This window comes from Bacillus sp. ISL-78 (assembly GCF_018613455.1).
In the GTDB taxonomy this organism is placed as follows: domain Bacteria; phylum Bacillota; class Bacilli; order Bacillales; family DSM-1321; genus Peribacillus; species Peribacillus frigoritolerans.
Genome location: NZ_JAGGQC010000013.1, coordinates 72,052 through 93,682 on the forward strand (window position 1 = coordinate 72,052; position 21,631 = coordinate 93,682).

Annotated in this window: 19 protein-coding genes and 1 other annotated feature; all 19 genes read left to right on the forward strand. The window is 42.8% G+C overall.

Going from position 1 to position 21,631, the window contains the following annotated elements:
- The first annotated feature begins 86 nt into the window (after positions 1–86).
- The 19 genes from mdh to infC all read left to right on the forward strand — a co-directional run bounded on the left by mdh (position 87) and on the right by infC (position 21,621).
- Entirely contained in the window at positions 87–1,022 is a 936-nt protein-coding gene (gene mdh, locus J7I96_RS14260; RefSeq protein WP_054400042.1) for a malate dehydrogenase, read from the forward strand.
- A gap of 240 nt (positions 1,023–1,262) precedes the next feature.
- Positions 1,263–1,982 (forward strand): response regulator transcription factor, encoded by a 720-nt coding sequence (locus tag J7I96_RS14265; protein ID WP_048681145.1) that lies wholly within the window; start codon positions 1,263–1,265, stop codon positions 1,980–1,982.
- Positions 1,979–3,757, forward strand: coding sequence for a two-component system histidine kinase PnpS (gene pnpS, locus J7I96_RS14270; protein ID WP_063590459.1), 1,779 nt, complete (start codon positions 1,979–1,981; stop codon positions 3,755–3,757). Before J7I96_RS14265 ends, pnpS begins: the two co-directional genes overlap by 4 nt.
- Positions 3,758–4,189: 432 nt before the next feature.
- Positions 4,190–5,218: an FtsH protease activity modulator HflK gene (gene hflK / locus J7I96_RS14275; RefSeq protein WP_214771353.1), complete on the forward strand. Its 1,029-nt coding sequence runs from the start codon at positions 4,190–4,192 to the stop codon at positions 5,216–5,218.
- A complete protein-coding gene (hflC, locus tag J7I96_RS14280; protein WP_133349630.1) occupies positions 5,215–6,147 on the forward strand; it encodes a protease modulator HflC in 933 nt (310 codons plus the stop codon). Before hflK ends, hflC begins: the two co-directional genes overlap by 4 nt.
- A gap of 127 nt (positions 6,148–6,274) precedes the next feature.
- A complete protein-coding gene (gene polA / locus J7I96_RS14285) occupies positions 6,275–8,899 on the forward strand; it encodes a DNA polymerase I (RefSeq protein ID WP_214771058.1) in 2,625 nt (874 codons plus the stop codon).
- Between the two features lie 19 nt (positions 8,900–8,918).
- Positions 8,919–9,749, forward strand: a complete 831-nt coding sequence (gene mutM, locus J7I96_RS14290; protein ID WP_214771061.1) for a DNA-formamidopyrimidine glycosylase — start codon at positions 8,919–8,921, stop codon at positions 9,747–9,749.
- A 79-nt stretch (positions 9,750–9,828) separates the two neighbouring features.
- The gene (gene ytaF / locus J7I96_RS14295; protein WP_214771064.1) at positions 9,829–10,461 is read left to right on the forward strand and encodes a sporulation membrane protein YtaF; all 633 of its coding nucleotides are present in this window, start codon (positions 9,829–9,831) and stop codon (positions 10,459–10,461) included.
- A gap of 23 nt (positions 10,462–10,484) precedes the next feature.
- A complete protein-coding gene (gene coaE, locus J7I96_RS14300) occupies positions 10,485–11,084 on the forward strand; it encodes a dephospho-CoA kinase (RefSeq protein WP_214771067.1) in 600 nt (199 codons plus the stop codon).
- Between the two features lie 158 nt (positions 11,085–11,242).
- Positions 11,243–12,280, forward strand: a complete 1,038-nt coding sequence (locus J7I96_RS14305; RefSeq protein ID WP_096337888.1) for a glyceraldehyde-3-phosphate dehydrogenase — start codon at positions 11,243–11,245, stop codon at positions 12,278–12,280.
- 836 nt (positions 12,281–13,116) lie between these two features.
- Entirely contained in the window at positions 13,117–13,497 is a 381-nt protein-coding gene (gene speD / locus J7I96_RS14310; protein ID WP_034311443.1) for an adenosylmethionine decarboxylase, read from the forward strand.
- A 269-nt stretch (positions 13,498–13,766) separates the two neighbouring features.
- A complete protein-coding gene (gene nrdR, locus J7I96_RS14315) occupies positions 13,767–14,228 on the forward strand; it encodes a transcriptional regulator NrdR (RefSeq protein ID WP_034309080.1) in 462 nt (153 codons plus the stop codon).
- A gap of 64 nt (positions 14,229–14,292) precedes the next feature.
- A complete protein-coding gene (locus tag J7I96_RS14320) occupies positions 14,293–15,705 on the forward strand; it encodes a replication initiation and membrane attachment family protein (RefSeq protein WP_311315235.1) in 1,413 nt (470 codons plus the stop codon).
- Positions 15,692–16,630, forward strand: coding sequence for a primosomal protein DnaI (dnaI, locus tag J7I96_RS14325; RefSeq protein ID WP_048681168.1), 939 nt, complete (start codon positions 15,692–15,694; stop codon positions 16,628–16,630). The genes J7I96_RS14320 and dnaI overlap by 14 nt, the downstream gene beginning before the upstream one ends.
- A 121-nt stretch (positions 16,631–16,751) precedes the next feature.
- Positions 16,752–17,612 (forward strand): sporulation protein YtxC, encoded by an 861-nt coding sequence (gene ytxC / locus J7I96_RS14330; RefSeq protein ID WP_214771070.1) that lies wholly within the window; start codon positions 16,752–16,754, stop codon positions 17,610–17,612.
- Positions 17,613–18,002: 390 nt separating this feature from the next.
- On the forward strand, positions 18,003–19,934 hold the full coding sequence (gene thrS / locus J7I96_RS14335; protein ID WP_214771073.1) for a threonine--tRNA ligase: 1,932 nt from the start codon (positions 18,003–18,005) through the stop codon (positions 19,932–19,934).
- A gap of 106 nt (positions 19,935–20,040) precedes the next feature.
- The gene (locus J7I96_RS14340) at positions 20,041–20,211 is read left to right on the forward strand and encodes a hypothetical protein (protein WP_214771076.1); all 171 of its coding nucleotides are present in this window, start codon (positions 20,041–20,043) and stop codon (positions 20,209–20,211) included.
- 52 nt (positions 20,212–20,263) lie between these two features.
- Positions 20,264–20,758 (forward strand): GNAT family N-acetyltransferase, encoded by a 495-nt coding sequence (locus tag J7I96_RS14345; RefSeq protein WP_214771079.1) that lies wholly within the window; start codon positions 20,264–20,266, stop codon positions 20,756–20,758.
- 127 nt (positions 20,759–20,885) lie between these two features.
- Positions 20,886–21,022: a sequence feature (ribosomal protein L20 leader region), on the forward strand.
- Positions 21,023–21,120: 98 nt separating this feature from the next.
- The gene (gene infC / locus J7I96_RS14350; protein ID WP_034309072.1) at positions 21,121–21,621 is read left to right on the forward strand and encodes a translation initiation factor IF-3; all 501 of its coding nucleotides are present in this window, start codon (positions 21,121–21,123) and stop codon (positions 21,619–21,621) included.
- The last annotated feature ends 10 nt before the right edge of the window (positions 21,622–21,631 follow it).

A 21,631-nucleotide genomic window follows, 5' to 3' on the forward strand; every position in this document is an offset into this window, starting at 1 on the left:
GCTTCTTTTCCAGGAGGCTTATATATATTTTCAGAGGATGTTAAAAGTATTCCAAAAGTATTTATATATTTTAAGGAGGAAATAACATGTCTAAACGTAAAAAAATCACAGTAGTTGGTGCTGGATTCACTGGTGCTACAGCAGCATTCCTGGCAGCTCAAAAAGAGCTTGGTGATATCGTTTTAGTTGATATTCCGCAAGCTGAAAACCCTACAAAAGGTAAAGCCCTTGATATGGCGGAGGCAGGACCTGTTCTAGGTTTCGATGCTAACATCATCGGTACATCCGACTATGCAGAAACAGCTGATTCCGACGTGGTGATCATCACTGCCGGAATTGCCCGTAAGCCCGGCATGAGCCGTGACGACTTAGTTCAAACTAACCAAAAAGTTATGAAATCAGTAACAAAAGAGGTCGTTAAATATTCCCCTAATACAACAATCATCGTTTTGACTAACCCTGTAGATGCAATGACTTATACTGTATACAAAGAATCCGGTTTCCCTAAAGAACGCGTTATCGGACAATCAGGTGTTCTTGATACAGCTCGTTTCCGCACTTTCGTGGCTCAAGAATTAAACTTATCCGTTAAAGATGTAACTGGATTCGTACTTGGCGGACACGGAGACGATATGGTTCCTCTAGTGCGTTACTCTTATGCAGGCGGAATTCCTTTGGAAAAATTGATTCCTCAAGATCGTTTAGAAGCAATAGTGGCTCGTACCCGCACTGGCGGCGGGGAAATCGTAAATCTTCTAGGAAACGGAAGCGCCTATTATGCACCGGCTGCATCCCTGGTGGAAATGGCTGAAGCGATCCTTAAAGATCAACGTCGCGTTCTTCCATCAATCGCTTATCTCGAAGGTGAATACGGATTTGAAGGCATCTACCTTGGAGTGCCGACAGTACTTGGTGCAAACGGCATTGAACAAATCATCGAACTTGATTTGACTGAAGGCGAAAAAGCGGCACTTTCAAAATCAGTTGATTCAGTCAAAGCAGTCATGCAAGTCCTTCAATAAGATTATCATTATCGGACTGCCCGGATATTGGAAGATAAGGCCAAGGTCTTATTCCGACTCCGGGCAGTTTTTTAATCCCTTCAAACAAACCTTGGAACTTGTAATCTCCCTGCTGAAGATAGGGATAACTTTATTTCCGTTTTTTTATGTGTAAATTTCATATAATATTCTTTATAATGGAATTGGATGAGTAGACCAAGAAATTGGTCTTTTGGGTAATACATAATTCAGGAGGATCTAATGTCAAAGAAAATTCTCGTAGTGGATGATGAGCAATCAATAGTTACCTTACTTCAGTACAATTTAGAACAATCAGGCTATACGGTGATCACAGCTTTGGATGGAGAACAAGGGCTGGCGGCTGCCGTGGATATACGCCCCGATTTAGTGGTATTGGATTTGATGCTGCCTAAAATGGACGGGCTTGAAGTATGTAAGCAGCTTCGCCAGCAAAAAATCAATATACCGATCTTGATGCTGACAGCTAAGGACGATGAATTTGACAAGGTGCTGGGACTGGAACTGGGGGCGGATGATTACTTGACCAAGCCATTTAGTCCCAGGGAGGTAGTGGCCCGGATTAAAGCCATTTTAAGAAGATCCCAGTTGCAATCGAACGGAAGTGAGTCAAATCAGGATCAGGAAGAGGGTCTCCTGAAATTAGGGGAATTGAAAGTGTTCCCGGAACGATACGAAGCATTCTTTGATGAACAGCAATTAGAATTGACTCCAAAGGAATTTGAATTACTTTTATATTTGGCGAAGAATAAAGGAAGAGTGCTGACTAGGGATCAACTTCTCAGTGCGGTATGGAATTATGATTTCGCGGGGGATTCACGGATCGTCGATGTCCATATTAGCCATCTTCGTGAAAAAATAGAGAAAGATACAAAAAAACCACTCTATATTAAAACGATAAGGGGCTTGGGGTATAAGCTTGAGGAGCCTAAAAAGGAATGACGACCTACCGTAAAAAGCTCTTATATACCCTCATCACATTGGTGATGGTCGTCCTGATGGCCGTGGGCTTTTTATTGGGGCACTTGTTCAAAAGTTATTATATTAAAACGTTCAATGAGCGCATACAGAACGAAACATTTTTCATTTCTACATATATTAAGGAGCATGGCGGGATCGAGTCCTTTTTGGAAAAAGGGAAGACGGCAAAACTGACACCCCTTTTAGATTCTAATTTAACCATTCTTTCCACGAGCGGGGAAATATTATACGATTCGACATCATCCAATGAAATACTTAAAAGCCATGCCAATGTCCTTCGCAAAATAACTTTGGAAAAAGGGCTTAAGAATGGGGAAGGGTATGAAGTGGTCGAAGGCGAATCGGACCTCCATTATTATTGGAAGACGGTTGAAAAGGACGGCGAGATCGAAGGCTTTGTCGTCCATAGCAATGAAATAGAGGCCATCCATCAAGTGAATAAACAAATGTGGCAAATATTGATCATTTGTTTAGGGGTTGCCTTGATCATCATCCTGATGCTTGCGAGTAAAATCACTTCATATTATACCCGTCCGATCGAAGAGGCGACGATGGCAGCCATTGAACTGGCAAAAGGGAATTACGGAACCCGGACATTCGGGAGGCATTCCGATGAAACGGGAATGCTGACAACTTCCTTGAACATATTGGCGAGGAATCTTCAGGAAACAGAGATAGCGAGGGAAATGAATCAGGATCGTTTGGAAACTCTTGTTGAGAATATCGGTAGCGGGGTCTTGCTGATAGACAGTAAAGGGTATACGACCTTGATCAACCGGGAATTCAAGAAAAGCTTCCGTGTGAACGCCGCTACGTTTTTGTTTCAGGAATATTATTCGGTCATTAAAGACCAGGAAGTGATAGCCATCATCGAAGAGATCTTTCGAACGGAAAAAACGATAAAACGGCAGGTGAAGATACCGCTTGCCATAGAACGTAAGCATTTTGAGATTTATGGCGCTCCAATAATCGGGAATCATGATGAATGGAAGGGGATCCTCCTCATTTTCCATGATATCACCGAATTGAAAAGGCTCGAGCAGATGCGGAAGGATTTCGTGGCCAATGTGTCCCATGAATTGAGGACTCCGATCACTTCCATTAAAGGCTTCTCTGAAACATTGTTAGATGGCGCCTTAAAAGACGAAAAGACCTTAAAGCACTTTTTATCGATTATCTTGAAAGAAAGTGACCGGCTGCAAGAACTCATTCAGGAGCTTCTGAATTTATCCAAAATGGAGCAACAGGAATTCGTTTTAAACGCAGGGGTCGTGGATATTACGAAAGTGCTTGGCGAAATACAAGAGATGCTTATAGGCAAGCTGAAGGAAAAAGAAGTGTCCCTTGAAATTAAAACATCACCGGAACCAGTTTTCATTGAAGGGGAATCTGACAGGATCAAACAGGTCTTCATCAATTTGATTACGAACGCACTGACCTATACACCCAATGGCGGCAGGGTCACCGTTGACATCATTGAAAATGAACAGACCGTCGATATTACAGTTCAAGACAACGGGATCGGCATCGAAGAAAAAGAACTGCCAAGGATTTTTGAACGGTTCTACCGGATCGATAAGGCGAGGAGCCGCGATTCAGGAGGAACGGGCATAGGACTGGCAATCGTCAAACATATAATAGAAGTCCATAAAGGTAAAATCAACGTGGAAAGCACACCTGGAACCGGGACGACTTTTACAGTGACTTTAAATAAAAGCTTAAAAGGGAAAATGTAGCGGGCATCTTATTTACATGTCCTTTACAATTCCTTAAAACGGACTTCATAATGCAGGGGTACAATGGTTGTACAACCCCTCATCCAAGGAGTTAAACATTGACAGAGACATAGTCTCTGTTTGATTTTTTCAGAAGTTCAACCAATATTTTTAAGCAAAAGATGATTGGAACAGGTAAACAAAACTCCTGTAGGAATAACCCGTCCAAGGAGCCCCTGCAGGTGCATAGGGCGTCTATGTTGCAATCAACATTCAAATCGTACAAACCTTAAAAAACTTAGGCAGAGACATGGTCTCTGCCTTTTAATTTTGGCTATGTTCCCCGGGAACCATTCCTCTATCCTATTTTTCTAGGAAAATATTTGATTTTTATGAAACTTTAGGCCCTTTCTTGCGTAAATAAGATATAACTTCAAAGAAGGGGTGATACATATCGTCAGCTTAAAAAGGATATATACAATTACAGGACTTGTCTTTCTTATTTTAATTTTGGGTGTAGTTGCGATATCGACCTGGTACACGGTTGATGAATCCGATCAAGCTGTCATAATGACGTTTGGTAAAGTGGAGGAGACGATAACGGAACCAGGACTTCACTTTAAACTGCCTTGGCCAGTTCAATCGGTCGAGAAATTATCCAAAGAAACATTCAGTCTTAAATTTGGATATAAGGAAGAGGATGGAGAGGTGAAGGATTACCCGAGTGAGACCAAAATGATTACGGGTGATGAAAATATTGTGCTGGCCGACCTAGTCGTTCAGTGGAAAATCACCGACCCTCCAAAATATCTATATAATGCAGAAGATCCAGAAAAAATATTATACGATACGACTTCAGCTGCATTACGGAGCATAATCGGCAGCACGAAAATCGATGATGCCCTTACATCTGGTAAAGCGCAAATCGAAGCGGATGTACGCGATTTATTGTCACAGCTAATGGGGAAATACGATGTCGGGATTTCCATATCTGCGGTTAAACTCCAGGACGTGGAGTTACCGAATGAAGAAGTGCGGAAAGCATTTACTAATGTAACGGATGCCCGGGAAACGGCGAATACGAAAATCAACGAAGCGGATAAATATGAAAATAAGCGTATGAATGAAGCGGAAGGGGAAAAAGATGCCATCATTTCACAGGCCAATGGGGATAAAGCTGCCCGTACGGAAGCTGCCCGCGGAGATGTTGCGGTCTTTGAAAAATTACTCAGTGAGTATAAAGGCAATAAGGGGATTACGAAGGACCGTCTAATTATTGAGACCCTTGAGGAAGTATTGCCGAATGCAGAGATTTATATTATGAATGATGATGGAAACACAATGAAGTACTTGCCGCTGCGCTCGCTTGAAAAGGAGGAAACGAAAAAAACTCCTGCCCCAGATGATGCCGCCATGGAAGAAACGAAAAAAGGGAATGCATCGGAAGAAAAAGCGACAGGGGAAGGGGGCACTAAACAATGAGTGGAAAAATAATAGATTTCTCTGAGTTGAAAAAAGGGGATTTTCATTGGAGGGGCTATGTGAGAATCGGCATTTTCCTGATTATTTTCATCGCGCTGCTGCTAATCATCTTCACCAATGTCTATATCGTAAAAGAGGGCGAATACAAGGTCGTCCGCCAATTCGGTGAGGTGGTAAGGATCGATAAGACCCCGGGATTGAAGGCGAAGGTGCCATTCATTCAGAGTATCATGACCTTACCGAAGTATCAGATGACTTCCGATGTTTCCGAAGCGGAAATCAATACGAAAGATAAAAAGCGGATGCTGATCGATAACTATGCAGTTTGGAGAATAGAAGATCCGAAGAAATTGATTACAAATGCAAGGACACTGGAGAATGCCGAAACGAAAATGGAAGAGTTCATCTATTCGGCAGTTCGTTCAGAGCTCGGTCAGCTGAATTATGATGAGATCATCAATGATGAGAAGTCATCCAGGGGAAGTTTAAACGACCGCATTACCGAAAAAGTCAACGATTTACTGCAAAAGGACAGTTATGGAATCAGCTTGACCGATGTCCGGATCAAGCGGACTGACCTGCCCGCCGAAAACGAAGCATCCGTCTTCAAGAGGATGATTTCCGAGCGGGAATCGAAAGCGCAAGAATACCTGTCCAAAGGTGATGCGAAGAAAAACCGTATCATTGCGGATACCGATCGGAAAGTGAAAGAACTGCTTTCCACTGCAGAGGCTGATGCAGAAGTGATCAGGGCTGAAGGAGAAGGGGAAGCAGCGAAAATCTATAATAAATCGTTTTCCAAAGACCCCGAATTCTATAAACTATACCGGACCCTTGAATCCTACAAGAAAACGATTGGAGATCAAACGGTCATTGTGCTGCCTTCTGATTCCCCTTATGCCAGCTTGTTAATGGGAAATACTAAATAACCTTGATGCCGTCATTTTTCTTTCCGCTTCTACTCATGGTAGAATAGAGAAGGAAAATGAACGGCTTTTTGCGTTTTTATATAGAAGCTATAACTACATAAACCTGTATGACTGGAGGAAGAAGGATTTGGATAAAAAGCTAGTTCTCATAGATGGAAACAGCATTGCATACCGTGCGTTTTTTGCGCTTCCGCTCTTGAATAATGATAAGGGGGTCCATACGAATTCCGTGTACGGATTCACCATGATGCTCAACCGCATTCTTGAAGAAGAAAAGCCAACGCACATACTTGTTGCATTCGATGCGGGTAAAACGACATTCAGGCATGCATCCTTTAAAGAATATAAGGGCGGGCGCCAAAAAACGCCGCCAGAATTATCCGAGCAATTCCCTTTCATTCGGGAGCTGCTTGATTGTTTTCAAATAAAAAGGTATGAACTGGAGAACTACGAAGCCGATGATATTATCGGTACGCTGTCTTTACAAGCGGAAAAAGATGGTTTTGAAGTGAAGGTCATTTCCGGAGATAAGGATTTAACACAATTATCCTCCCCTAGTACGACAGTTTCCATCACGAAAAAGGGGATTACTGAAATTGAGGAATACACTCCAAAGCATATACATGAAAAATACGGTCTATCCCCTTTGCAAATCATTGATTTAAAAGGGCTGATGGGTGATGCCTCCGACAATATCCCCGGTATTCCGGGTGTTGGTGAAAAGACTGCCCTTAAATTATTGCATCAATTTGAAACGGTTGAAAACCTTCTGCAGTCGATCGATGAGGTAAGCGGACAAAAATTGAAAGAGAAAATTGAAGAGCATAAAGACCTGGCCTTATTAAGCAAGGAGCTGGCTACGATAACGAGGGAAGCGCCGCTTGAAGTTTCCGTTAACGAGACCGAGTACTCTGGCATGGATCAGGATCGAGTCATCTCATTCTATAAGGAGCTTGGCTTTTCGACTTTGCTCGATAAATTGGATGTAACGGAAAGCGCACCGCTTGAACAGGAGAAGATAGAGGTGCACACTGCTGAAATGACAGAAGGGATGTTTGCAGATGAAAGTGCCTTGTATGTTGAAATTTTAGAAGATAATTATCATCGAGCCGACATAATAGGGATCGCCATCAGTAATGAACAAGGTCATTTTTACTTCAATGGAGAGGATGCTCTGAGTTCCATTGCATTTAAATCCTGGGCAGAGGATGAAACAAAAAAGAAAACGGTTTTCGATGCGAAGCGTACGGTCGTGGCACTGCGTCATCGGGGAGTCGAAATAAAAGGCATCGATTTTGATGTGTTTTTGGCATCCTATATCCTTGATCCGGCAGAGTCAGTGGACGAAGTCGCAGAAATCACGAAAACCCAAGGTACTATCCGGCTTGAAACAGATGATGTTTTTTATGGAAAAGGTGCAAAACGCAAAATACCTGAGGAAGCGGAATTGAGGGAGCATATCGCCAGAAAATCGAAGGCGATCTTTTCTCTGAAAGAACCGATGATAGATAAGCTGCAAGAGTTCGAGCAGTATCACCTATTTACGGAACTGGAGCTGCCATTGTCAATCATCCTGGCAAATATGGAATGGCAGGGAATCAAGGTGGACATAGGCCGACTGAAAAACATGGGACAGGAATTAGCCATTCGCTTAAGAAATATCGAAGCGCGAATTTTCGAATTGGCTGGAGAGGCGTTCAATATCAATTCACCTAAACAGCTTGGGGCCATCCTGTTTGAAAAGTTGGAGCTTCCGGTCATGAAGAAAACCAAAACAGGTTATTCGACTTCGGCCGATGTGCTGGAAAAACTGGAGAGCAAGCATGATATCGTTAAGGAGATACTGCTGTATCGCCAGCTTGGTAAGCTGCAATCCACTTACATTGAAGGATTGCTTAAAGTGGTCAATGGCAAAACGGACAAGGTGCACACCCGGTTCAACCAAGCGTTGACCCAGACCGGCCGGTTAAGTTCTACAGATCCCAATCTCCAGAATATCCCGATCAGACTGGAAGAAGGAAGGAAAATCAGGCAGGCCTTCATTCCTTCCGAAAAGGATTGGATCATTTTTGCTGCCGACTACTCTCAGATCGAATTACGTGTCCTGGCTCATATCGCCAATGACAGCGGATTGGTGGAAGCATTCCAGGCCGGGATGGACATCCATACAAGGACAGCCATGGACGTATTCCATGTATCGGCAGATCAAGTCACCTCGAACATGAGGCGCCATGCCAAAGCGGTCAACTTCGGAATCGTTTATGGTATAAGTGATTACGGACTATCGCAAAGCCTTGGAATCACGAGAAAAGAAGCTGGAGAGTTCATCGAGAAGTATTTACGAAGCTTTCCGGGCGTTCAGGAATATATGGAAGAAAGCATACATGAGGCCCGTCAAAAAGGATTTAGCACGACTCTGATGCAAAGAAGGCGGTATATACCTGAGATAACAAGCAGGAATTTCAACATCAGGAGTTTTGCCGAACGTACAGCGATGAACACGCCGATTCAAGGCAGTGCCGCTGATATCATCAAGCTTGCCATGATCAACATGAATAAACGCCTGAAAAGGGAAGGGCTCAAAACGAGAATGCTTCTACAGGTTCATGATGAATTGATTTTTGAAACCCCTCCTGAGGAACTCGAAATCCTTAAAGTGATCGTTCCGGAGGAAATGGAAAATGCCATTGAATTGAACGTGCCCCTTAAAGTGGATTATGCTTTCGGGCCAACATGGTTTGATGCCAAATAATAAAAGATAGGTGATTGCAATGCCAGAACTTCCAGAAGTGGAAACAGTCAGAAGAACGTTAGAGCAACTCGTACTCGGAAAAGAGATCAAGGAAGTGTCCGTTTTCTGGCCAAAGATCATTAAAGCGCCTGAGCCCGTCGAACAGTTTCAGGATGCCTTAAGGGGGCAGACGATTTCTGCAATAGGCCGTCGGGGCAAGTTCCTCATTTTCACCTTGGATGATTATTCGTTGGTTTCGCATTTAAGGATGGAAGGGAAATACGGCGTACATCCAAAAGAAGAGCCGTATGATAAGCATACCCATGTGATCTTCACTTTCACGGATGGCAGTGAACTTCGGTACAGGGATGTCCGGAAATTCGGAACGATGCATCTATTTGCCAAAGGGGAAGAATTTGAACAGTTGCCCCTGTTGCACTTAGGGCCTGAACCGTTGTCTGAAGATTTTACTGTCGAGGGTCTTCGTGCGAAGTTGGCAAGAACCAACAGGAAAATCAAGCCCGTCCTCCTTGATCAAACCGTTGTCGTCGGGATTGGGAATATATATGTGGACGAGTCGTTATTCCGTTCCGGTATCCATCCGGAGAGAATGGCATCTTCACTCTCGTTGCAGGAAATCGAAACGTTGCATGCTGAAATCATAGCGACGTTAGGTGAAGCTGTGGAAAAAGGAGGAAGCACGATTCGTTCATACATTAATTCCCAAGGGCAAATCGGCATGTTTCAGTTGGAACTGAATGTTTATGGACGAAAAGGCGAGAACTGCAAAACATGCGGCACGCCACTTGAAAAAATGGTTGTTGCAGGACGCGGCACACATATTTGCCCGTCATGCCAGCCGCTAAAATAGGTCATGTTTTTTCAAACACATCGGATGGGCTCCTTCCATATACTAGGGTAGCAACGAGTAGGGAAGGAGTAATATTCCGATGTGGCTACAAATTATTTTTCTCGCTTTTGCAGTTAGTATTGACGGATTTGGCGTCGGTTTGACATTCGGTATGCGGAAGATGAAAATCCCCTTAAGGTCAATAGCGGTCATCTCATTTTGTTCTGCATTGAGTTTAGGTATAGCGATGGTCATCGGACAATTCATCAGTCAGCTCATATCTATCGGGGCGGCTGAAAAAACAGGCGGCATCATCCTCATTTTGCTTGGTGCCTGGATGGTGTACCAGTATTTTAAGCCTGAAAAAGATTTGAATGATGATAGATATCATGAAAAGATCATCTTTAACTTTGAAATTAAATCACTTGGGGTAGTCATTAATATTTTACAAAAACCATTGAATGCCGATTTTGATAAATCAGGTACGATTACAGGTGTTGAAGCGCTTGTTCTGGGGTTTGCACTTTCGCTGGATGCGTTCGGGGCCGGGGTTGGAGCGGCTATGATCGGGATTTCACCGATCATCCTCGCAGGGTGCATCGCTGTTATGAGTTCGATTTTCATTTGGAGCGGAATTCAAAGCGGAAAATTGCTTTCAAATAATAAAGTTGTCCAGCATTTGACCTTTCTCCCAGGTGTATTATTGATTATCATCGGTTTATTCAAGTTATGATAAGGATAAAAGGGGGGGAGCTTATGGGACAAATCATCGGAATCACCGGAGGCATTGCCAGTGGGAAAAGCACCGTCAGCCTCTATTTACAGGAACTCGGATTCACGATTGTCGATGCAGATCTGGCTTCCCGTGCTGTCGTTGAGCCAGGTGAAGAAGCCTATCACCAAGTTGTGAAAGCATTTGGAGAAGATATCTTATTGACGGATGGGAATATAGATCGCGTAAAGCTTGGGTCGATCATATTTAATGATCAAGAAAAGAGATTGCTGTTGAATGGCATCGTGCATCCTGCCGTCAGGAATTGGATGCGGGTGAAAACGGAAGCAGCACTATCATCAGGAGAAGAAACGGTGTTCATGGATATTCCGCTCCTATTCGAAAGCAAGCTGACATTCATGGTGGATAAGACGCTTTTGATCTATGTGGATGAGCAAGTTCAATTGAAGCGATTAATGAACAGGAATGGTCTTTCGGAGACGGAGGCAGTTGCCAGGATCAATTCACAAATGCCCTTGGCCGATAAAAAGGCCTTAGCGGATGCCGTCATCGATAATAATGGTGACATTAATGAAACGAAGCGGCAAGTGAAGAGCATACTTAGCGAATGGTATGTCATATAATGATGATAAAAAGAAGAAACCGCCTGGTTTCTTCTTTTTATGTTGAAAAAATAAGAACAATCCGCATTTTTATTAGCACAATTCCTCTGAATTATGTTATACTAATTACATGCGAAAGGTAATAAGTATAACACTAATATTTCTGGAGGGTCCGAACAATGAATTCAAGAATAGCGATTAACGGATTTGGGAGAATTGGAAGAATGGTTTTCCGAAAAGCCATATTAGACGAGAGTTTGGACATTGTTGCCATAAATGCAAGCTATCCAGCTGAAACTTTAGCACACTTACTAAAATATGATACGATACATGGTAAATTCGACGGTATCATTATAGCTGAAGATGATTCATTAGTAGTGAATGGCCGCCGAGTAAAACTAATAAATAACCGCGATCCAAAGCTATTGCCTTGGAAAGAGATGAACATAGATATTGTAATTGAAGCCACTGGCAAATTCAATGATCGTTCTAAAGCGGCTCTTCATTTAGACGCAGGAGCAAAAAGAGTAATATTATCAGCCCCGGGTAAAAATGAAGACGTTACCATTGTAATGGGAGTGAATCAGGAGGTGCTGGAAATTGACAAGCATTTCGTCATATCCAATGCATCTTGTACAACGAACTGCCTTGGACCTGTTGCAAAAGTGCTTGATGAAAAATTCGGCATAAACAATGGTTTAATGACAACGATACATTCTTATACAAATGATCAAAATAATATCGATAACCCGCACAAAGACTTGAGACGTGCCCGTGCCGCTGCGGAAAGCATGATTCCTACGACTACAGGAGCTGCAAAAGCCATCTCACTAGTGTTGCCGCAATTAAAAGGCAAGCTTCATGGAATGGCGATACGCGTACCGACACCAAACGTATCTTTAGTCGATCTTGTTGTGGATTTAAACCGTGATGTCACGATTGAAGAAGTGAACCAAGCCTTCATCGATGCTTCAGAAAATGAACTCAAAGGAATCATGGAATTCACGATGGAACCTTTAGTTTCCAGTGATTTCAAAACGAATCCACACTCTGCAATCATCGATGGATTGACGACGATGATGATCGGGGACAGGAAAGTGAAGGTCCTTGCTTGGTATGATAATGAGTGGGGTTACTCCAACCGTGTAGTGGACCTTGTAAAATTGGTTGGCTCCGAGTTGAAAAAAATGTCCGAAGTCGAATTATCAGTAAATTAAAATGAAAACCCGAGCCTGCTAAAATTTTTTAGCGGGCTATTTTTGATTTTTTATTGGATTTGAAGCAGTTATTAACCAGAAGCTCTAAGATATGATTATCATGCTTATTTCGGGTGTTACTATCGTCCCTAACACAAATTCATTGCGGATGATGCCGCATGAAACGAATAGGCAAACTTATTTTGTTCGTTCATCATTCACATAATAGTAGCTAAACTCAGTATCAGTTGAACTGCCCTTAATCCCCTTTGTTTCTTCCTTAAATAGACTGGAGGTAAAAGGAGTTCTATCTTACTGTTAAAACAAAGTTGATTGGAGCGGGTGTTCGAGACTCCTGCGGGGAAAGTGCGTCCAAGGGAGACCCGACAGGCGCAATGGTGCCGAGGAGGCTCCCGGACCGCCCGCGGAAAGCGAGTGCCCTACGTTCCAATCAACGGCCTAGTATAAAATAACTACTAAAAACTTTAGACATTATTGAGTTTGTCTAAAGTCAGAGCCTGCTAAAATTTTTTAGCGGGCTATTTTTCATGCAGTGATCCATGAATTCCCCTCTGCTTTATGGCACTGAATAAACCGATGACGGAATTTGCTCCACATTGGAACCTTTGCTATATCCCCATTACATATAAAGTTTATCTTTCCAAAAATACAATTTGGAGTTGCAAAAAAAATTCAAACCATATATACTATGAATCGTGAACTTCTTCAAAACGGTTTGCATGATGGCTACTTAAAGGGTTAGGACCTCTTTGGACTAACTTTCCCCCGTGGTAGTTATCAGAACTTATTTTTAAATCATGGTAAGGGGGAAGCTTAATATGGAAACAGCTTACACTATGGAAACAATGGGTAGACATGTAATTTCTGAACTTTGGGGTTGTGACTTTGAAAAACTGAACAATATCGATTTAATTGAAAAGATTTTTGTTGACGCTGCTTTGAAATCAGGTGCAGAGGTACGAGAAGTTGCCTTTCACAAATTTGCTCCACAAGGAGTCAGCGGGGTTGTCATCATTTCTGAATCACACTTAACGATTCACAGTTTTCCAGAACACGGCTATGCGAGCATTGATGTCTATACATGCGGTAACTTGGATCCGAATATTGCGGCAGATTATATTGCAGAAGCTTTGAATGCGCAAACACGTGAAAACATAGAATTACCACGTGGATTAGGTCCTGTACAAATGAAAAAAGCCAATATAAGTGCCCTATAAAAAAATGTATACACAGAGATGCCATGGGTGCATCTCTTTTTTAATGCAATGAATCGGCAGTCTGCTTCACTTTATTGGAGAGGATTGCCTTGTAGCACAATGCACTTGGCAACGGTGCTTCAACGGCAGAACAAAAAGTGCCTGCTGCCGGAAGTTACACTTTTTACTTGTACTGTCCGTTCCTTTTAATATAAGATTAAGATAGAGAAGTAATTCCTTGGGGAACATTTAGATAGGGGAGTCCTACATAAAATACGGAGCTGATAATGATGAAATGCCCATCATGTCAATATAACGGAACAAGAGTGCTCGATTCCAGGCCAGTCGATGAAAGTAAATCGATTCGACGACGCCGTGAATGTGAGGCATGTGGTTTTCGATTCACGACATTTGAAAAGGTGGAGGAAACACCGCTTATTGTAGTGAAAAAGGGCGGGACACGTGAAGAGTTCAGTCGTGATAAAATCCTGCGTGGCTTAATCAGGGCTTGCGAAAAACGTCCGGTTCCCTTGAAAGAACTTGAGCAAATTACCAGTTATGTAGAAAAAGAACTACGCAACCAGGGCATATCGGAAGTGAAAAGCGACAGTGTCGGCGAAATGGTAATGGACAAGCTGGCAGAAGTCGATGAAGTTGCCTATGTAAGGTTCGCATCCGTCTATCGACAATTTAAAGATATTAATGTCTTTATTGATGAACTGAAAGATTTAATAAATAAAGAAAGAAAGTAGAGCTGAAGATTCACTTTGGCTCTTTTTTCACTACATCTTTTGAAAGGTTTGAATGGAGATGTCAATGCATTGGCAAGAATTGCTCCCAGCTGATTCATATCTGGTCTCATCTGCGGGGCTGCTTCATGACTATGATCGGAAAATACTTACCCGACTATATCAACCTCTTATTGGACCTATCTGCATTAGCCTATATATGACGTTATGGAGTGAGTTGGAGGAAAACAGGCTATGGTCGGAAACCTCCTCGCATTATCAATTAATGAATACCATCGGCCTTAAGTTAGGCGATATTTACGAAGCACGCCTTTTACTTGAAGGAATCGGCCTGGTGAATGTATATAAGAAATCGAAAAATGAAACGAAGGAATTCATTTATGAGTTAAACCCGCCGCTTTCCCCCCAGCAGTTTTTCACGGATGGAATGCTGAATATTTACTTATACAAAAAAATCGGTAAAGCTCAATTCAACCGGTTAAAGAGATTCTTTTGTGATGACCATATCTTAACCGATCAATATGAAGGTGTGACCAAATCTTTTGCGGAAGTATTCTCATCAGATCATTTGGACTCTTTATATGTAACGGATGAAGCGAAAAACGAATGGAAACCGGTGCCTGAACAGCAATACATCGATCGGGCGGAAGGCGTCGAGCCATCTGGGTTCGATGACTTATTCGATTTTGACCTTTTATTTGCCGGAATGAAATCCTCGATCGTGCCGAAAAAGGCTTTCACTCCGAAAATAAAAAGTACGATTGCCAAACTCGCTTTTTTATATGGCATCGATCCGCTGGAAATGCAAAAACTAGTAATGGATGCCGTTTCATTGGATGATGAGATTGATGAGGAATTGCTTAGAAAGGCTGCAAGGGACTGGTACCAGATCGAACGGCAGGCCGATATGCCTTCCCTTGTCAATCGGGTGCAGCCAATTCGTGAACGGACACAAAAAGAAGAACCGAAAACCAAGGAACAAGAGTTAATTCGTCATTTGGAGACGATCTCCCCGAGGGAGCGGCTGATGCAATTGTCTGGCGGTGCAGAGCCGTCAAGCGGTGATTTGAAAGTGGTTGAGGGCGTGATGATCAATCAAAAGCTGAATCCGGGTGTCGTCAATGTCTTGATTGAATATGTCATGCTCAAAACGGATATGAAGTTCACGAAGGGTTATGTGGAAAAGCTGGCAGGCCATTGGGCACGGCTAAAGGTCTCAACAGTCGTCGAGGCGATGGAACTGGCCAAAAATGAACATAGGAAATATCAGGACTGGGCTCAAGGAAGCAGGAATGTTGCGAAGGGCAGCCGGAAAAAGGCGATACGGGAAGAAGTGGTTCCTGAATGGCTTGAGAAAAAAGAAGAAGCACAGCAGGAGCAGAATGCAGATCAGCCTGAATTGGATGCCCAAAAACGCGAACTTCTGGAGAAATGGAAGCTGTGGAAAGCGGGAGGTGAAATGAACGATGGAAAAGATTAATAGGTCCCTTAATAAATTGGCCAATACAAATCAATTTCAACAGCGTTATGAAAAGCTGAAACAGGAGATTTTTGAAAACGAACAAGTGCGGTTATTCATGAATGCCAACAGCTCGACGGTCACGAAGGAAATGATTGATAAAAACTTGGGGAAGCTTTATGAGTTCACTTCACAGAGCAATAAGTGTGATAAATGCCCGAGCTTGGATGGCTGCATCAATATGATGCAAGGGTATTATCCCAAATTGGTGGTGCAAGGAAAAGCCCTGAACCTGCATTATGAAGTCTGCCCGAGGAAATTGGCAGAGGATGAAAAGCGGAAACGGGAAAAACTGATCCGCAGCCTGTATGTACCGAAGGATATTTTAAAGGCGAGCATCGAAGATTTTACCCAAACGGATAATGAAAATAAACGCTTGTCTGTCCTAAGTAAAGCGATGTCGTTCATTATGGAATATGAGCCGGGTAAAAGACAAAAAGGCTTGTATATATACGGGAAATTCGGTGTTGGGAAAACGTACTTATTAGGTGCGATCGCCAATGAACTTGCAAAAAGGCAAATTTCCTCCCTTATAGTTTATGTACCTGACTATTTGAGGGAACTTAAGGGTTCGATAGGTGATAATACGGTCAATGAAAAAATTGAAATGGTGAAAACGGCACCTATCCTCATGCTTGATGATATTGGGGCGGAATCCATGACGAGCTGGGGACGCGATGAGGTTTTTGGTCCGATTTTGCAATTTAGGATGCTGGAAAACCTGCCGACATTTTTCACTTCGAATTTTGACTTGAATGGCCTGGAGAACCACCTGACCTTTTCACAGCGCGGTGAGAAAGAAGAAGTGAAGGCGGCCAGGGTACTGGAAAGAATTCAATATTTAGCTGAGCCGGTCAAGCTTGATGGCGTGAATCGGAGAAGATGAAGAAAAGTGGTCTCTTAATGGAGGTCACTTTTTTCTTCTTACAAGGCCCATCCTACTTCTAAACACGTCCCCATCCCCATATACATGAAAAAAGAAGCAAGGGGGAAGGGGGGATGTCGTAGTGCAAATTTTGTTTCAAAACGATTCAGAGGCATTGAAATTACTGAATTTCGTTTCTGTCCATCCACTGGGGGCAGAATTTCAAGCATATATTCGATTTATTCCGCAACAAGGCATGCATGTGGATATGACGGAATCTTCAGGTGATGAATGGCTAATCCTGCTTCGTGATGCATTCCATTCTTTTTTATTGGAAGAAAAGACGCTTCCTGTTCTGGAGCAAATTATAGTCGGTAAATTTTTTTATAGGGAACGGGAAGAAATTGAAGCCATCATTGAAATTGCATCATCCATCATCGAAGCGGAAAGAGCCAGGAATAAAGATGGAGCATTCAGTACGGAGAAACGATTGATTGAGGAAGGACTTCAAAGCATCTTGGCTGGAAAGGTATCTTTTTCATTCGATTCTTTTACGACCTTCCGTTTAAAATCGTTTCAGCACACTTTGGAAAAGTATGTCGTCAAGGCAATTGATGAATATAAGCTGGAACAGGACTATCAAAATTTCATTGCTACGCTCCGTGATTGCCTTCAAGGGCAGGAGTCGAAATTAAGAAAGCTTCACCTGGTCAACCGGGACGGTTTTCACTTCTATGATCAGAAATTCAGCAAACTCGACCGTCCAAAAATCAATAGTATGATCGACAGGAGGCTTCTTGCCAGAAGCTCACTTTTTCTCGATACGGTGATACTTGCCCCGCTTTTATCGATCGCTCCTGAAAACTTGTGCATATATACCGATGACAAGGAAGAGGGGCTCATCCAGACCATTTCAAGGATTTTCGAAGAACGGGCGACCATCTTGCCACTTTCGTCATTTTCTATGCAGTTGAATGAACTTTCGTGGAAAAAAGAAAATTAACCTTGATTTTCACCGTATAACAAATTATAATTTCCTACATACTATTAAAAAACTAAAAGTTATGATGAGGACAAGGGTATTCTAGTCGCCGATTATCAGAGAGGGAAGCCAACAGGCTGTAAGCTTCCTATTCGCATGGAACACTTACCACCTTTAAACTTCGGCTCGGAAAGCAGGCATACTGCGAATATGAGCTGACGGGAAGCTGCCGTTACCAAGTTACAAGTGCCATTTTGCCGTGAAAAGCAAGCTGGAACGAGGGTGGAACCGCGGGTTAATGATATCTATTACTAAGCTCGTCCCTGTTTTATACAGGGGCGGGCTTTTTTGTGTTGTAATGGAATCAAAAACCTGTAATTTGTTCGAACAAATAAGAAGGAGTGAAACTGAATGTCAGAACTACTGAAAATATCTTTTCCTGACGGAGCGGTCAAGGAGTTTGCTAAAGGCACAACAACTGAAGACATCGCTGCATCCATCAGTCCTGGTTTAAGGAAAAAATCCATTGCCGGAAAATTCAATGGTGAATTATATGATTTAAAACGTCCGATTGAACAAGATGGTACAATCGAAATCGTCACACAGGACGCAGCGGATGCTCTTGAAGTATTGCGTCACAGTACAGCGCATTTGATGGCACAAGCGATCAAACGTTTGTACAAAAATGCTAAATTCGGCGTAGGTCCAGTCATTGAGGGCGGCTTTTACTATGATATGGATCTGGAGGAATCATTGACTCCCGAAGACCTTCCATTGATTGAAAAAGAAATGAAGAAAATCGTCAACGAAAACTTGGAAATTTCCCGCATCGAAGTGAGTCGTGATGAAGCGATTTCCCGTTTTAAAGAAATCGGCGACGAGTATAAATTGGAATTGATCGATGCGATTCCTGCCGATCAGCAGGTAACACTTTATGAGCAGGGTGAATTTTTTGACCTTTGTCGTGGAATTCATGTTCCATCAACTGGGAAAATCAAAGAGTTCAAGCTATTGAGCATCGCTGGAGCATACTGGAGAGGCGATAGCAAAAACAAAATGCTTCAACGCATTTACGGTACGGCTTTCTATAAAAAAGAAGATTTGGCCGAACACCTGCGTTTCCTTGAAGAAGCCAAGGAACGTGACCATCGTAAAATCGGGAAAGAATTGAACTTGTTCATGAGCTCACAAAAAGTGGGGCAAGGGTTGCCGATGTGGTTGCCAAAAGGCGCGACCATCCGTCGGACAATCGAAAGATATATCGTGGACAAGGAAGAACGTTTAGGTTATGACCATGTCTACACACCTGTAATGGGAAGCGTGGACCTTTATAAAACATCCGGACACTGGGATCATTACCAGGACGGCATGTTCCCGGTCATGGAGATGGAAAACGAACAGCTTGTCCTGCGTCCGATGAACTGTCCGCATCACATGATGGTCTATAAAAACAGCATCCACAGCTACCGCGAACTGCCAATCCGGATTGCCGAGCTAGGCTTGATGCACCGCTATGAAATGTCAGGTGCCCTTTCAGGCCTTCAGCGTGTACGTGGGATGACATTGAATGATGCACACATTTTCGTCCGTCCCGACCAAATCAAAGAAGAGTTCAAGCGTGTTGTGAACCTAGTTCTGGAAGTATATAAAGATTTCGATATCAAGGATTATTCATTCCGTCTGTCTTATCGCGATCCTCAGGATACAGAAAAATACTTCGATGATGATGACATGTGGGAAAAAGCGCAAAGCATGTTAAAAGGCGCCATGGATGAGCTTGGCCTGGATTACTTTGAAGCGGAAGGTGAAGCGGCATTCTACGGTCCTAAGCTTGATGTCCAGGTGCGTACGGCCTTAGGGAAGGATGAAACGCTTTCCACTGTTCAGCTTGATTTCTTGCTTCCTGAACGCTTTGACCTTAATTACGTCGGTGAGGACGGCAAGCAGCACCGTCCGGTTGTTATCCATCGCGGCGTCGTTTCCACAATGGAACGTTTTGTAGCCTACTTGATCGAAGAATACAAGGGGGCATTCCCGACTTGGCTTGCACCTATCCAAGCACAAGTGATCCCGGTCTCACCTGAAGTGCACTTGGATTATGCGAAAGAAGTACAGGAAAAACTTAAAGCGCAAGGCATTCGTGTCGACCTGGATACACGTGACGAGAAAATCGGTTACAAAATCCGTGAAGCGCAAATGCAAAAAATCCCGTATATGCTGGTCGTTGGAGACAATGAAGCCAAAGAAGGCAGCGTGAATGTACGTAAATACGGTGAACAAAAATCCGAAACGATAGCATTTGAAGATTTCGTTTCAGCGATTAAGGCGGAAGTGAGCCGTTAATAGCAAAAAGAGGGGCACATATAGTTGTGTCCCTCTTTTTAATCATGGCATGATAAAATGAAACCATCATGTGAAAATATGTACAGCAATGAAAAGGAGGGGCAGCATGAAAAAGAAATTTACTTATCTATTCGGACCGACATTCCTTGTCATTATCATCTTATTGTTATTGGATGATTATCGGCAATATGCCATCGTCCCGGTCCTGTTTTTTTGGATAGCGCTATTTTCTTGGGATGCCATTGAGAAAAAGAAAAAGGCGAAAGAAGACTCTTAACATGTGATGGCTTCGGCCAGTATGGACTGTATCCAAAGGGGGAGTGGGATAAATGGAGATTAGGAAGGCTTCAAGGAAAGACGCGGGTAACTTGGCTGCTCTGTTCAATCATGTAGAAGATTCCGGGTATATGCTGTTTAACCCTGGGGAAAGAAAAGCTACGGCGAAACAAATGGAAAAGCAATTGGAGCAAATCGAAAAAAATCCCCCTTCCATTGTCCTCGTTGCTGCTAGCGGCAATGAGCTGAATGGTTACCTAATCTTATTGGGCAATCAAATGGGCCGAACGAGGCATTCAGCCAAAATCGTCATCGGCATCCATGAACAGGACCGAGGAAAAGGCATCGGTACGAAGTTATTTCAGAAAATGGAGGAGCATGCGCGGACAAACGAAATACGGCGCCTGGAATTGTCCGTGATTGCAAATAACGCCCCTGCGCTTTCTTTATATCGAAAGATGGGGTTCGAAAAGGAAGGAATAAAGCGGGAATCACTGTTTTTTGATGGAAAGTATCATGATGAATATTTTTTGTCCAAATTACTTTAAAAAACGTATTGTCAAATAACTGAATGTCTGATAATATTAATTTTGTTGTGAAAAACGAATAAAATTTAGCATTTGACAAGTCATCAGTGTTTATGATATATTTCTAAAGTGAATTGAATACGTGTTTGATGAAAAGAAGAAGCACCCGCTTCTCACCTGGTTGACGCAAACAATGCAGTTAACAGGTCATGATTTGATTATTTGGATCTTTCTGAATGAGTCTATCAGTGTGGGTGCAGCATGCATCCACACTTTTTTATTATGATTATATCCTGTAAGCGAGTTGTGAGCGTGACCGAATTTATTCAAATATTCGTATTCGCCAATATCTTTGGAGGTGGCTAACTATTAGTAAAGACGCGATGGTAAACGAGGGCATCCGAGCCCGTGAAGTTCGTCTTATTGACCAAAACGGAGAACAACTTGGAATTAAAACGAAATTCGAAGCATTGGAAATTGCCGCTCGTGTAAATCTTGATCTAGTTTTAGTTGCTGCAAATGCAAAGCCTCCGGTAGCCCGGATCATGGACTACGGAAAACACCGCTTCGAGCAGCAAAAGAAAGACAAGGAAGCACGTAAAAATCAAAAAGTCATCAGTCTGAAAGAGGTTCGTTTGAGCCCGACGATTGAAGAGCATGATTTCAATACGAAGCTTCGCAACGGTATTAAATTCCTTGAAAAAGGCGATAAAGTAAAAGCTTCTATCCGATTCAAAGGACGTGCCATTACGCATAAGGAAATTGGTCAACGTGTACTCGTTCGTTTTTCTGAAGCATGTAAAGAAGTGGCTACAATCGAGCAACACCCAAAAATGGACGGGCGCAGCATGTTCATTATCTTAGCACCGAAAAACGAAAAGTAATTGTAAAGTA